The sequence below is a fragment of the Streptomyces sp. NPDC090741 genome (assembly GCF_044769045.1).
Taxonomy (GTDB): domain Bacteria; phylum Actinomycetota; class Actinomycetes; order Streptomycetales; family Streptomycetaceae; genus Streptomyces.
Genome location: NZ_JBIVXF010000020.1, coordinates 107,213 through 120,966, shown reverse-complemented (window position 1 = coordinate 120,966; position 13,754 = coordinate 107,213). Strand labels below are relative to the sequence as shown.

The following is a 13,754-nucleotide window of genomic DNA, read 5'->3' as shown; positions in this document are numbered from 1 at the left end:
CCCGGTGGGGAGGACTTTCGTCATTCCGACTCAGACTTCTTGGAGTCCGCGGCCTCGGAGGCCTCCGCCACGTCGGGGCCGGCCGCGCGGACCTGCTGGACCTTGGCCAGCGAGTCGCGGAGCTCGGTCAGCCACTCGTCCGTGTTGCGGCCGACGAGGCGGACGCACCAGGCGAGGGCGTCGGCCCGGCTGCGGGCGACGCCGCCCGCCACCAGGGTGTCGAGGACCTTGCGCTCCGGCTGGCGCAGGCGCGTCATCACCGGGACCGCCAGGTGCGTGAACAGGACGCGGTCGTCGCCGGACTGGACGGCCCAGGCGACCTTGCGGCGGTAGAGCTCCTCCGCCTCCCGGGCGACCTCGATGCGCTGTTCCCGGGTGCGCTCGCGGAACTCCTTGACGGACTCGGTCGCCGGGATGGTGCCGACGACCGTGATCTCCTCGCGGTCGACCGCCACGTCGACCAGGGACTCGTACACGTCCACCGGAAGGCGGTCCGCGAACCACGTGCGAAGCTGCTCGCTCTGCTCGGATGTAATCATGTAATTAACGTTGCATCCGACACTCGCTTGATCGCAAGCGATTCGTGTTCGCTCTCAGCCCATCGAGCGGTACCGGTGGATCAGCGAGACCGCCATCGCCCCCTCGCCCACGCCCGAGGCCACGCGCTTGACCGAGTGGGCCCGGACGTCACCGGCCGCGAAGACGCCGGGGACGCTCGTCTCCAGCGGGTACGGGGCGCGCTCCAGGCTCCACTCCGCCGGGAGCTCCCCGCCGTTCGCGATCAGGTCGGACCCGGTGAGCACGAAGCCGTACTCGTCGCGCTCGACCACGCCCGACAGCCAGTCCGTGTGCGGGCGGGCGCCGATGAAGGTGAACATGAACCGGGCCGGGACCTGCGTGTCCGCGCCCGTGGTCGAGTCGTGGAGGGTCAGCTGCTCCAAGTGCTCGTCGCCGTCCAGCCGGACCACCGTCGTACGGACCTTGACCTCGACGTTCGGGGTGCGGTCGATCTCGTCGATCAGGTAGCGGGACATGCTCGCGTCCAGGGATTCGGCGCGGACCAGGATGGTCACCTTGGCCGCGTACTTGGCGAAGTGCACCGCCGCCTGGCCGGCCGAGTTCGCACCGCCCACGATGAACACGTGCTGCGAGATGCACGCCGAGCTCTCCGTCGTCGCCGCGCCGTAGTAGAGCCCCGCACCCTCGAAGCGGTCGGCGCCGGGGGCCTCCAGACGGTTGTACGAGACCCCGGTGGCCAGCAGCACCGTCTCGGCGCTGATCTCCGTACCGTCGGCCAGGGTCAGGATCTTCGCCGGGTCGTCCCGGGTCAGCGAGACCACCTCCACCGGGTGCAGGATCTCGGCGCCGAAGCGGGAGGCCTGGATGGTGGCCCGGCGTGTCAGGTCGCCGCCGGAGAGGCCCGAGGGGAAGCCCAGGTAGTTCTCGATCAGGCTGGAGGTGCCGGCCTGGCCGCCCGGGGCGCGGGAGTCCAGCATCAGCGTCGAGAGGCCCTCCGAGGCCGAGTAGACCCCGGCCGCCAGGCCCGCGGGGCCCGCGCCGACGATGACGCACTCGTAGTGCGGGCGCGAGGCGGTGGTGGCCAGCCCGAGGCGCTGGGCGAGTTCGGTGTCGGAGGGCGCGGAGAGCACCGCCCCGTCCGGGAACCGTACGAGGGGCAGCGCCGCGTCGGGCTGGGCGGCGATCAGGGTCAGCGCCTCGGGATCCCGCTCCACGTTCAGGAAGCGGAACGGCTGGCCGTTGCGGGTGAAGAAGTCCCGGACGGCGTGCGTGCCGGGGGAGACGAGGTGCCCGGCGACGATGATGCCGTCGTACGCGGGGCGGTAGGTGGCCAGCCAGTCGGAGAGCAGGTCGTCCAGGACCGGGAAGAGCCGCTCGTGCGGCGGGTCCCACGGCTTGAGCAGGTAGTAATCGAGCCGCACCCGGTTGATGGCGGTGATCGCCGCGTCCGTCTCCGCGTACGCCGTGAGCAGCACGCGGCGGGCGTCCGGGAAGCGGCTGACGGCCTCCAGGAGGAACTCGACGCCGGTCACGTCGGGCATCCGCTGGTCCACGAGGAACAGCGCCGGGTCGTGGCCGCGCTCGTCGAGGGAGTCCAGGATCTTGAGGGCGTCGGCGGCGGAGGAGGCGCCGAGCACCCGGTAGCGGTCGCCGTACGCGCTGCGCAGGTCGCGGCGGACGGCCCGCAGCACCTGCGGATCGTCGTCCACGGCCAGGATGACGGGCTTCCTGCTCTCGGCGCGCTCGGCCGCGGCCGCCGTGGCGGGGGCGGTGGCGCTCTCCGGGGCCGCGCTCACGCCGCGTCCAGCATCAGCTTGTCGGCGTAGCACCAGGCCCACGCCTCGCCGGGCTCGTGCGAGGCGGCGATGGGGTGCTCGCTGGTGCGGTAGTGCTTGGTGGCGTGGCGGTTCTTGGAGGAGTCGCAGCATCCGACGTGCCCGCAGCTGAGGCACATCCTCAGGTGCACCCAGCTGTCGCCGAGGGCGAGGCACTCCTCGCAGCCCTCGGTGCCTGGTTCCACCGGACGTATCTGATCGATGTGTGTGCACAACAGGTCCGTCGTCATCGTCCCCGTCCCTCTCCTCGATCCTTCGCGCACCCTTGATTCACGGCGCGTCCAGACCATAGGGCGGTGCCCCCGTAATGGTTCAGTGATTCGGCCGAGGTCATGAAGTCCTGCGGCTACTTCATGACGTCCGGAAGCGACTACCTGAGGTGCCCCTGCGACCTGCCCTCCCACCTCATGAAGTCGCATACGGGCGCTTTGACGCAGCCCTCGGGCACAAGCAGTGTGGGTCAGGCCAACGACAACAGGCGGCGCCTGGAGGAATCCGTGAGCAGAAAGATTCTGGTCATTGTCTCCGAACACGGTTACTGGGCCGAAGAACTGATAGGCCCCGTTTCGAAGTTCGACGAGCGGGGCTACGAAGTCGTATTCGCCACGCCGACCGGAAAGCGTCCGCACGCTCTTCCGCCGAGCCTCGACGCGAACTTCATCGACCCTCCACTGGGACGCTCGGTCACCACCGAGGAGAACGCCCGGCTGGGGCGGGAGTTCGAGCAGTCGAGCCGGCTGGACACGCCGCTCGACATCGAGGCGTGGGCACCCGAGCGCCCGTACACGAGCGACGAGGGCTACCTGCGCAAGCTGGAGCAGTACCACCGCGATCTGGAGAAGCTTGAGGCCGACATCGCCGGCTACGACGCGCTCCTCATCGTCGGCGGCAGCGGCCCCATCGTCGACCTCGCCAACAACGAGCGCGTCCACGCGCTGATCCTGGCCTTCAAGAACGCCGGCAAGGTCGTGGCCGCCGAGTGCTACGGCGTGGCCTGCCTGGCCTTCGCCCGCGACTGGGGCGACCGCAAGAGCATCATCTGGGGCAAGCACGTGACCGGCCACTGCAAGGAGTACGACTACAAGGACGGCACCGGATTCCTCGGTACCGACTTCAACATGGGCCCGCCGCCGTACCCGCTGGAGTACATCCTGCGCGATGCCACCGGGCCGCGCGGCGCCTATCACGGGAATTTCGGCCACCCGCTTTCGGTGATCGTCGACTACCCGTTCGTGACCGGCCGTTCCACCCCTGATTCATATCTGACGGGGCAGAAGATCGTGGAAGTCCTGGAGGACGGTCTCACCCGTTACGGGTGGTAGGGGGAATCATGGAAGCCACTCCCGGACGGGAAAGGCTGATCGAGCAGTTCAAGGCCGACGGCCTGAATGTGATGTTCGGAAATCCGGGGACGGTGGAACAGGGGTTCCTCGACGCGGTGGACGCGGCGGAGGACTTCCACTACGTCCTCGCCCTCCAGGAGACCGTGGCCGCCGGGATCGCCGACGGCTACGCCCGGGCCACCGGCGGCGCGGCCCTGCTCCAGCTGCACTCCGGGGTGGGGCTGGGCAACGGCATCGGGATGCTCTACCAGTCGCTGCGCGGCCACACCCCGCTCGTCGTGGTCGCCGGCGACGCCGGGGTCCGCTACGACGCCATGGACGCGCAGATGGCCTCCGACCTGGTGGCGATGGCGAAGCCGGTGACGAAGTACGCGACCCGGGTCACCGACCGGCACTCCGTACTGCGCACCATCCGGCGGGCGGTCAAGATCGCCCTGACCCCGCCGCGCGGCCCGGTCTTCGTGGCGCTGCCGATGGACGTGCTGGACGAGCTGAACTCCGAGCCCGTCCTGCCCGCCGCGGTGCCGCTCACGGACGTGGCGCCCTCGCCGGCCTCGGTGGGGCGGGCGGCCGAGCTGCTCGCCTCCGCGGAGCGGCCAGTGATCCTCGTCGGGGACGGGGTCTCGCTCTCCGGGGCCCAGCGCGAACTCGCCGCCGTCGCCGAGCTGCTGGGCGCCGACGTGTACGAGGTCGACTCCTCCGAGGTGAACATCGCGGCCTCCCACCCGCTGCGCCGCGGCCAGAGCGGCCACATGTTCGGCCCGCACAGCAAGGAGCTCGTGGCCGGCGCGGACGGGGTGCTGATCGTCGGCACCTATGTCTTCCCGGAGGTGTTCCCCGAGCTGGAGAACCCCTTCCGGGCCGGCGCCAAGGTCGTCCACATCGACCTGAACGCGTACGAGATCGCCAAGAACCACCCGGTGGACCTGGGCCTGGCCGCCGACCCGAAACAGGCCCTGCACGCGCTGGCGGGCGTACTGGAGCGCCGGCTGAGCCCGCAGCGGCGGGCGGCCGCGGCCGCCCGGCTCGACGCCCGCACCCGCGAGCGGGCGCTGTCCGCCAGGGGCGGGGACACCGAGCAGGACGGCACGCCGATGGCCGTCTTCCTGCGGACCCTGGCCGAGCGCACCGGCGGGGACCTGATCGTCTTCGACGAGGCGCTGACCACCTCGCCGCTGGTCACCCGGTACCTGCCGGCGGAGCGCCCCGGCGACTACCACCTCACCCGGGGCGGATCGCTCGGGGTGGGCTTCCCGGGGGCGGTCGGCGCCAAGCTGGCCCGTCCGGACCGCCTGGTCGTCGGCTTCGCGGGCGACGGCGGGTCGATGTACACGTACCAGGCGCTGTGGACCGCGGTCCGGCACGGCATCGACGCCAAGTTCGTGGTCTGCAACAACCGCAAGTACCGGCTGCTGGACGACAACATCGCCCAGTACTGGCGGGAGCGGGACATCCCGGAGCACGGGTTCCCGGGCTCCTTCGACCTCTCCCACCCCGAGATCGACTTCGCCGGGCTGGCGCGGGCGCTCGGCGCCGAGGGGATGCGGGTGGAGAAGCCGGACGAGGCGGTCGCCGCCGTGGCCCGGATGCTCGACCACCCCGGACCGTTCCTCGTCGACGTACAGATCTGACGCACCGCCGCACCGCACCGCCGCACCGCACCGCACCGCCGCCACCCACCGCACAGCAACCACCACGGACAGGAGGAGACCGCATGCCCGCCGAGCGGCTGACCGAGGACGCGATCCGCACCTTCGCGGAGAACTGGTACGTGGCCCTGGACCAGCACCTTCCGCTGGACCAGGTGCTCCCCCTCATCACGGGGGACCTGGAGTTCAAGGTCCCCGAGGACACCTTCCTCGGACACCAGGGCTTCGGCCGCTGGTACGAGGCGGTCACGAACCGCTTCTTCGACGAGGTCCACACCGTCACGAAGGTGGAGCCCGTCATCGAGGGCGACCGGGCCATCGTCCGGGTCCTGGTCAACTGGCAGGCCAAGATCTGGGACCCGCCGACCGCCCGCAGCGAGTGGCTCGGCTTCGACGCCGACCAGACCTGGACGGTCGTGGCCGGTCCCGACGGACCGCTGATCAAGCAGTACACCGTCAACGACCTGGCCCCGATGCCCGGTTCCGGCTCGCTCTGAGCGCGGGCGCAGGCTCAGGCGAAGGAGAAGCGACGATGACCGAAGTGACACGGGAGCGGGTCGAGGCGGCGTACGCGGCCCTCGGCTCCGGCGACCGGGCCCGCATCCTGGAGTACTACTCCGAGGACCTGCGCTGGCTGGTGCCGGGCAGCCACCCGCTGGCCGGCTGGTACGAGAGCCTGGACGCCTTCCTGGAGCTGATGGGGCAGACCCACAAGCTCACCGGCGGCACCTTCCGGATGGACATCCAGGCGGTCCTCGTCGGCGAGGACTGCAGCGCCGACGTCTGCCGCAACGTCGCCGTGCGCGACGGCGCGGACCCGGCGAGCCAGTCCCCGTACGAGCGCATGGACTACCCCGTCTTCCACTTCATGCGGTGGCGGGACGGCCGGATCATCGAGGGCCGCGACGGGCTCTTCGGGGACTCGGCGACCGCCTTCAGCCAGTTCTGGGCGCCGTTCGCGCCCGACGGAACCCGCCGGGACCGATAGGGGGAGGAGCGCGATGAGCGCTGTGGACGCACGACAGATCCTTGAGAAGTACTACGAGTACGCCAACGCGGGCGACTGGGACCGCTGGTGCGACCTGTTCGCCGACGACCAGGTCATGGACGAGCAGCTCGCCGGACACATCGAGGGCCTGGAGCTCCTGCGCTCGATGATGAAGGGCATGGGGACGATGTACCGCGTCTTCCAGAACAAGCCCGTGCACTTCCTCGTCGACGGGGAGAAGGCCGCGGCCGTCTCCCACCTCAGCGCCGTCGGCGCCTCCGGCGAGGCGATCGAGGCCGAGGTCATGAACTTCTTCCGGATCGTGGACGGAAAGATCGCCTACATGGCGAACTACCACGACACCGTCCCCTTCCAGGTGCTGAACCAGGGCTGAGGGGGCCGACTCGTGGCGATCGCCGAGAGAGAAGAGTACGACTACGTCATCGTGGGATCCGGCACCGCGGGCAGCGTCCTCGCGAACCGGCTCTCCGAGGACCCGGACGTCTCCGTCCTGGTCCTGGAGGCGGGCGGCAACCGGATCCCGCCCGAGGTGGACGACCCGTCCTCCTGGTACAAGCTGCTCGGCGGGCCCGTCGACTGGGGCTACACCAGCGTCCCGCAGCCCGGGCTCGACGGCCGCCGTACGTACGAACCGCGCGGCAAGGCCCCCGGCGGCAGCAGCAACCTCTACATCATGATGCACATACGGGGCCACGCCTCGGACTTCGACAACTGGGCCTACCAGGGCGCCGCCGGCTGGGGGTACGAGGACGTCCTGCCGTACTTCGCCCTCCTGGAGGGCCAGGAGGACGCCACCGCGCCCACCACCGGCACCCGCGGCCCGCAGCGCATCACCAACGCCGGGCAGCACGGCCCCAATCCGGTCTCCCGCGCCTTCATCGACGCGGCCGTCGAGCTCGGCCACCAGGAGATCGCCGACTTCAACACCGACGGGCCCCGGCGCGGGCTCTTCGGCACCGGCTGGCACCACATCGACGTGGCCGAAGGGCGCCGCCAGGGCACCCTCGCCGCCTACCTGGAGCCGGCGCTGGACCGCTCCAACCTGACGCTGCGCACCAGCGCCCAGAGCACCCGGCTGCTCTTCGACGGCGACACCTGCACGGGCGTCGAGTACACGCAGCTCGCACCGCCCGCAGAGATCCCCGGCAGGACCGTCCGCGACAGCCACAGTGCGGCCGCCGCACCCGGTACGCACTCCGTACGGGCCCGCCGCGAGGTGATCGTGGCCGCCGGGGCGATCGAGTCCCCCAAGCTGCTGCTGCTCTCCGGCATCGGCAGCCCCGAGCAGCTGCGCGAGCACGGCATCGGGACGGTCGCGGCGCTGCCCGGGGTCGGCGAGAACTTCCACAACCACGTCCTGACGGGGCTGATGGCCGAGGTCACCCAGGAACTCCCGCCCCCGGCGCAGAACCTGTCGGAGAGCGCTCTGTTCCTCTCGTCCCGGCCCGGTCTTCCCGCGCCCGACCTGCAGATCGCCTTCGTCCACGTGCCGTTCGACGTGATCGTCGGCAAGGACCACCCGAACACGGTGAGCATCCTTCCCGGTGTCGTACGCCCCGCCTCGCGCGGCTGGATCCGGCTCGCGAGCGCCGATCCGCTGGCCCACCCGCTGATCAACCCGAACTACCTGGGCGACCGATGGGACCTGGAGCGGATGGTGCAGGGCATCAAGCTGGCCCGGGAGATCTTCGCGACCTCGGCCTTCTCGCCCTGGTACAAGCAGGAGCTCCAGCCCGGTCCCGGCTACGTCTCCGACGAGGACCTGCGGACCTTCGCGAAGCAGAAGTCGGAGAGCTACCACCACCAGGCCGGCTCCTGCCGCATGGGCATCGACGACCTCGCCGTCGTCGACCCCGAGCTGCGGGTGCACGGCGTACGTAACCTGCGCGTCGTCGACGCCAGCGTGATGCCCGCCGTCCCGTCGGGCAACTGCCACACCGCCATCGCGATGATCGCCGAGCGCGCGGCCGACTTCCTGAGGGGGACCTCCCGTGCCTGACGCCGTACTGCGCGAGGGTGCGCTGAGCGGGACCCGGATCGCGGTCCTGGTCGAGAGCGACTTCTACGAGCCGGAGATCTTCTACTACCAGCACCGGTTCGCCGAGGAGGGCGCCGAGGTCGACTTCCTGACCCGGCTGTGGGGCAACGACTCCATCACCTTCTCCGGGCACGAGTACCGGGCGCCGTTCACCGCCGACAAGTCCCTGGAGGGGCTGAGCGACGAGGAGCTGCGCCGGTACGCGGCGATCATCGTGCCCTCGGGCATGGTGGCCGACCGGCTGCGCTACACCGAGGACGTGGACGTGCTGGCTCCGGCCACGGAGCTGCTGCGCCGGGCCTTCGAGGAGCCGACGGTCCTCAAGGGGATCATCTGCCACGGCATGTGGCTGGCCGCCTCGATCCCGGACAAGATCCAGGGCCGCAAGGTGGTCTGCCACAACAACCTCATCGGCGACGTCCGGAACATGGGCGCCGAGTACGTCAACGAGGACGTGGTGGTCGACGGTGACCTGGTCACCGGCCGCACCGGCGCCCACCACCACCTCTTCGCCCGCCGGATCATCGAGCTGATCGCGGCGGGGCGGGGCCGGGGGAGCGCCTGATGCCCGGCGCCGGGGAACGCGTGACGGTCTGGTCGCACGTGGGCCTGAACTGCACGGACCAGAAGACGACCGAGGAGTTCTACACCCGGTACTTCGGCTTCACCCGGGCCCGGGTGGTCGACCTCGGGGAGGCGCGGATCGTGTTCCTGCGCAAGGGGGACGCGTACCTGGAGCTCTTCGCGGCCGCCGCCCCTGCGGCCCGGCCGGCGCAGGACGACGGGCCGCAGGCCCCGGGCCGGATGCGCCACCTGGCCTTCCAGACCGACAGCGTGGACGCGTTCCTGGCCGAGCTGGGTGACGCGGCCGAAGTGACCCTGGGGCCGCTGGACTTCGACGACTTCATCTGCGGCTGGCGGACCGTGTGGGTCCGCGATCCCGACGGGGTGATCGTCGAGGTCAGCCAGGGATTCGAGGACGACCGCTCACACGACAAGGACGGTGCATGACATGGCGGACGCCGTGAGCTTCTCCTTCTCCGACACCATCGCGGGCTACGTCGGCCGCTTCGACTCCGAGTCCCGCGTGCTGCGGCTGAAGACCTCGGACGGGCGCGAGTTCGACGTCTCCCTGGCCGGGGACCCGAGTGCCGAGCTGGTCCGCAACCTGGACGAGCCGTACATCGACGCCTCCGGGCACATCGACGAGATGCTCTCCCCGGGCCGGTTCCTCTTCGTCTACGGCGTCCACTACCCGGAGCGCGGCGGGCGTTTCGACGCCAAGCGCCTGGTGTTCCTGGGCCGCGGCGCCGAGGACTACCGGTTCGAGGAGCCCAGCTGGTGGGTCAAGCAGATCGAGTCGCTGGCCGACTTCTACAAGCGGGCGCAGTTCGGCGACGGGCCGGTGGACTTCACCGAGTACCGCACCGAGGTCCGGCTCGGCGGTGACAAGACCGCCAGCCACGTCCAGGAGACCGACACGATCTCCCGCCTGGTCTACGGCATGGCCTCGGCCTACCTGCTGACCGGCAAGGACGAGTACCTGGAGGTCGCCGAGCGCGGCACCGAGTACCTGCGCAAGCACATGCGGGTCGTGGACAGCGAGGAGGACGTGGTCTTCTGGTACCACGGCATCAGCGTCGACGGGGACAGCGAGCGCAAGCTGTTCACCTCGGAATTCTCCGACGACTACGACGCGATCCCGATGTACGAGCAGATCTACGCGCTGGCCGGCCCGATCCAGACCTACCGGGTCACCGGTGACATACGGATCAAGAACGACGCGGACGCCACCATCCGGCTGTTCGACAAGTTCTTCTTCGACCCGGAGCAGGGCGGCTACTACTCGCACATCGACCCGATCCTGTTCAGCGCGGACCACGAGTCCCTCGGCGAGAACGCCGAGCGCAAGAACTGGAACTCGGTCGGCGACCACGCGCCCGCGTACCTGATCAACCTGTACCTGGCGACCGGCGACCAGAAGTACGCCGACTTCCTGGAGTACACCTTCGACACCATCGCGGACAAGTTCCCGGACTACAAGAACAGCCCCTTCGTCCAGGAGCGCTTCTTCCGCGACTGGTCGCACGACACCGCGCACAGCTGGCAGCAGAACCGCGCGGTCGTCGGGCACAACCTGAAGATCGCCTGGAACCTGATGCGGATGAACTCGCTGAAGGCCAAGCCGGCGTACGAGGACCTCGCCAGGAAGATCGGCGAGATCATGCCGGCGGCCGGCAGCGACGTGCAGCGCGGCGGCTGGTACGACGTCGTCGAGCGGGTCAAGTCCGTCAGCAAGGACGGCCAGGAGACGTATCGTTTCGCCTGGCACGACCGCAAGGCCTGGTGGCAGCAGGAGCAGGCGATCCTCGCCTACCTCATCCTGAACGGCACGGTCGGCGGCGACGCCTTCCTGCGCGAGGCCCGGCAGGCGGAGGCCTTCTACAACACGTTCTTCCTCGACCACGACGAGGGAGCCGTCTACTTCAACGTGCTCGCCAGCGGTACGCCGTACCTGCTCGGCACGGAGCGGCTCAAGGGCAGCCACTCGATGTCCATGTACCACTCGGCGGAGCTCTGCTACCTGTCCGCCGTCTACAACAACCTGCTGATCAACAAGCGGGAAATGGACTTCCACTTCAAGCCCGACCCGACCAACCTGCCCGACCGCGTGCTGCGCGTCTCTCCCGACCTGCTGCCCGCCGGCTCCGTGCAGATCGCGTCCGTCGAGATCGACGAGAAGCCGTACCGGGACTTCGACGCCGACGGCCTGACCGTCCGGCTGCCGGACGTCCAGGGGCGGGTCAAGGTCAAGGTCCGGCTGCGCCCGGTGACTTCATAAGCGCTCAACGGGGGGCGCCCCGACTAGAGGGGAAAGCAATGTCTCTGAACGTCAAGGAACGCCGTAACAAGGGCGGTACCGTCCTCGTCGCCACCGGCGAGATCAACAGTGAGACCTCCGGACAGCTGCTGCAGACCCTGCTGCCGCTGGTCCGCGAGGGCCGGCCGTTGCGGATCGACCTCACGGCCGTCACGTACGTGTCCAGCGCGGGCCTGCGCACCCTGCTCGTCGTCTACCGCGAGGCCCAGCACGCCGGTGTCGCCGTCACCCTGTACGGGGTGAGCGAGGAAGTCCGGTTCGTCATGTCGGCCACCGGCTTCCTCGACTTCTTCGAGACCGGCGAGGCCGTCGCGGCGAGCGCCAAGGCCAAGGCCGCGCGATGACCGAGGCCCAGTCCGAGCAGGTGCTGCGCGTCGACGCGTACCCGACCCACGAAGTGGGCGGGTACCGCGTCCGCGCCGGCAAGCCGTTCCCCTTCGGGGCCAACGTGGTCCCCGGCGGGGTCAGTTTCTCCGTCTTCTCCGACCAGGCGACCTCCATGACCCTGGTCATCTTCAAGCGCGGAGAGCCCGAGCCGATGGCCGAGCTGGAATTCCCCGAGGAGTTCCGCACCGGCAGCGTCTTCGCCATGACGGTCTTCGGTCTCGACCACGAGAACATCGAGTACGGGTACCGGGCCGACGGCCCCTACGACCCGGTCTCCGGGCACCGCTTCGACGCCCGCCAGGTCCTCTCCGACCCCTACGCCCGGCTGATCTCCGGCCGCGACGTGTGGGGCGTGGAGCCGGACCGCAGCCGCGGCTACCAGTACCGCTCGCGGGTCTGCCTCCAGGACTTCGACTGGGGGGACGACACACCGCTGCGGCTCCCCGCCGAGGACCTCGTCGTGTACGAGACCCACGTGCGCGGCTTCACCCGGCACCCCTCCTCGCAGGTCACCGCCCCCGGCACGTTCGCGGGGCTGCGCGAGAAGATCCCGTACCTGAAGGAGCTCGGGGTCAACTGCATCGAGCTGCTCCCGGTGTTCGAGTTCGACGAGAGCGACAACATGCGCTCCAACCCGGAGACGGGCGAGCACCTCTTCGACTACTGGGGCTACAACACCGTCTCGTTCTTCGCGCCGAAGGCCGGCTACGCGGCCACCGGACGCTACGGGATGCAGGGCGACGAGTTCCGCACCCTGATCAAGGACCTGCACGCGGCCGGCATCGAGGTCATCCTCGACGTCGTCTTCAACCACACCGCCGAGGGCAACGAGCAGGGACCGACGATCTCCTTCAAGGGGCTCGACAACGCCACGTACTACATGCTCACGCCGGAGGGGTACTACTTCAACTTCAGCGGCACGGGCAACACGGTCAACTGCAACCACCCCGTCGTGCGCAACTTCGTGCTCGACTGCCTGCGCCACTGGGTCGCCGACTACCACATCGACGGCTTCCGCTTCGACCTCGCGGCCATCCTCGGCCGGGCCCTGGACGGCACCCCGCTGCCCAACCCGCCGCTGCTGGAGCTGCTCGCCTACGACCCCGTCCTGCGGCACACCAAGCTCATCGCCGAGGCCTGGGACGCGGGCGGCCTCTACGAGGTCGGCAACTTCCCGGCGTACGGGCGCTGGGCCGAGTGGAACGGGAAGTACCGCGACACCGTGCGCAGCTTCCTCAAGGGCGACCCCGGGGTGACCGGGGAGCTGGCCACCCGGATCGCCGGCTCGCCCGACCTGTACTCCAGCCGCGGCACCTCCGCCTCGGTCAACTTCCTCACCGCTCACGACGGTTTCACCCTGGCCGACCTCGTCTCGTACAACGACAAGCACAACGAGGCGAACGGCGAGGGCAACAACGACGGCGGCAACGACAACGCCAGCTGGAACTGCGGGGCCGAGGGACCGACCGACGACCCCGAGGTCACCCGACTGCGCACGCGCCAGATGAAGAACGCGATCGCCATCCTCATGACCAGCCAGGGCATCCCGATGCTCCTGTCGGGCGACGAGGTCGCCCGCACCCAGCAGGGCAACAACAACACGTACTGCCAGGACAACGAGCTGTCCTGGTTCGACTGGGACCAGGTCGACGAGAACGCCGAACTGCTGCGGTTCACCCGGGAGATGATCGCCTTCCGCGGGCACCACCGCGAACTGCGCTCCACCTCCCACCCCACCGGCCAGGTCCGCGAGAGCCTCGGCCTGCCGGACATCAGCTGGCACGGCGAGCGGGCCTGGCAGCCGGACTGGTCGGCGGAGAGCCGGCTGCTGGCGGTGGCCCGCTGTGGCACCGGGGACGACGACGTGGTGTACGTGGCCATGAACTCGCACTGGGAGGCGCACGACCTGGAGCTGCCCGCGCTGCCGCACGGGCGCAGCTGGCACCTGTTCGCGGACACGGGGGCCGAGGCCCCGCACGACATCCGCACCCCGGGCGGCGAGCCCGAGCTGGAGAACGCCGGGAAGTACCTGATCGGTCCGCGCTCGGTCGTGATCCTGGTCGGGCGGACGCCCGATCCCGAGCTCTAGCCGC

The 13,754-nt window shown here is 69.7% G+C and carries 14 protein-coding genes; 11 read left to right on the top strand and 3 right to left on the bottom strand.

Annotated elements, in window-relative coordinates; all coding sequences use genetic code 11:
• Nucleotides 1-20: 20 nt before the first annotated feature.
• The 3 genes from ACIQU4_RS37235 to ACIQU4_RS37225 are packed head-to-tail and all read right to left on the bottom strand — an operon-like array spanning nucleotide 21 to nucleotide 2,584.
• Nucleotides 21-539 carry a hypothetical protein gene (locus ACIQU4_RS37235; RefSeq protein WP_403740680.1) on the bottom strand — a complete coding sequence of 173 codons (519 nt, stop codon included), beginning with the start codon at nucleotides 537-539 and terminating at the stop codon, nucleotides 21-23.
• Between the two features lie 54 nt (nucleotides 540-593).
• Nucleotides 594-2,315, bottom strand: a complete 1,722-nt coding sequence (locus ACIQU4_RS37230; RefSeq protein ID WP_403740679.1) for an FAD-dependent oxidoreductase — start codon at nucleotides 2,313-2,315, stop codon at nucleotides 594-596.
• A complete protein-coding gene (locus tag ACIQU4_RS37225) occupies nucleotides 2,312-2,584 on the bottom strand; it encodes a UBP-type zinc finger domain-containing protein (protein ID WP_385581934.1) in 273 nt (90 codons plus the stop codon). Before ACIQU4_RS37225 ends, ACIQU4_RS37230 begins: the two co-directional genes overlap by 4 nt.
• A 267-nt stretch (nucleotides 2,585-2,851) precedes the next feature.
• Between ACIQU4_RS37225 and ACIQU4_RS37220 the strand changes: the two genes are divergently transcribed.
• The 11 genes from ACIQU4_RS37220 (at nucleotide 2,852) to glgX (ending at nucleotide 13,750) form a co-directional block, all read left to right on the top strand.
• A complete protein-coding gene (locus ACIQU4_RS37220) occupies nucleotides 2,852-3,676 on the top strand; it encodes a type 1 glutamine amidotransferase domain-containing protein (protein WP_053693989.1) in 825 nt (274 codons plus the stop codon).
• 8 nt (nucleotides 3,677-3,684) lie between these two features.
• Nucleotides 3,685-5,328: a thiamine pyrophosphate-binding protein gene (locus ACIQU4_RS37215; RefSeq protein WP_403740676.1), complete on the top strand. Its 1,644-nt coding sequence runs from the start codon at nucleotides 3,685-3,687 to the stop codon at nucleotides 5,326-5,328.
• 83 nt (nucleotides 5,329-5,411) lie between these two features.
• Nucleotides 5,412-5,843: a nuclear transport factor 2 family protein gene (locus ACIQU4_RS37210; protein ID WP_403740674.1), complete on the top strand. Its 432-nt coding sequence runs from the start codon at nucleotides 5,412-5,414 to the stop codon at nucleotides 5,841-5,843.
• 35 nt (nucleotides 5,844-5,878) lie between these two features.
• Nucleotides 5,879-6,334 (top strand): nuclear transport factor 2 family protein, encoded by a 456-nt coding sequence (locus ACIQU4_RS37205; protein ID WP_385581942.1) that lies wholly within the window; start codon nucleotides 5,879-5,881, stop codon nucleotides 6,332-6,334.
• Nucleotides 6,335-6,347: 13 nt separating this feature from the next.
• Nucleotides 6,348-6,728, top strand: coding sequence for a nuclear transport factor 2 family protein (locus ACIQU4_RS37200; RefSeq protein ID WP_403740671.1), 381 nt, complete (start codon nucleotides 6,348-6,350; stop codon nucleotides 6,726-6,728).
• Between the two features lie 12 nt (nucleotides 6,729-6,740).
• Nucleotides 6,741-8,354, top strand: a complete 1,614-nt coding sequence (locus ACIQU4_RS37195; RefSeq protein WP_403740668.1) for a GMC family oxidoreductase — start codon at nucleotides 6,741-6,743, stop codon at nucleotides 8,352-8,354.
• Entirely contained in the window at nucleotides 8,347-8,958 is a 612-nt protein-coding gene (locus ACIQU4_RS37190; RefSeq protein ID WP_385581951.1) for a DJ-1/PfpI family protein, read from the top strand. Before ACIQU4_RS37195 ends, ACIQU4_RS37190 begins: the two co-directional genes overlap by 8 nt.
• Complete coding sequence (locus ACIQU4_RS37185; RefSeq protein ID WP_403740665.1) at nucleotides 8,958-9,404, top strand: VOC family protein; 447 nt, start codon at nucleotides 8,958-8,960, stop codon at nucleotides 9,402-9,404. Before ACIQU4_RS37190 ends, ACIQU4_RS37185 begins: the two co-directional genes overlap by 1 nt.
• A gap of 1 nt (nucleotide 9,405) precedes the next feature.
• Nucleotides 9,406-11,235: an AGE family epimerase/isomerase gene (locus tag ACIQU4_RS37180; protein ID WP_403740662.1), complete on the top strand. Its 1,830-nt coding sequence runs from the start codon at nucleotides 9,406-9,408 to the stop codon at nucleotides 11,233-11,235.
• Between the two features lie 38 nt (nucleotides 11,236-11,273).
• Nucleotides 11,274-11,618: an STAS domain-containing protein gene (locus ACIQU4_RS37175; protein WP_385581958.1), complete on the top strand. Its 345-nt coding sequence runs from the start codon at nucleotides 11,274-11,276 to the stop codon at nucleotides 11,616-11,618.
• Nucleotides 11,615-13,750 carry a glycogen debranching protein GlgX gene (glgX, locus tag ACIQU4_RS37170; RefSeq protein ID WP_403740660.1) on the top strand — a complete coding sequence of 712 codons (2,136 nt, stop codon included), beginning with the start codon at nucleotides 11,615-11,617 and terminating at the stop codon, nucleotides 13,748-13,750. The genes ACIQU4_RS37175 and glgX overlap by 4 nt, the downstream gene beginning before the upstream one ends.
• Nucleotides 13,751-13,754 lie beyond the last annotated feature (4 nt).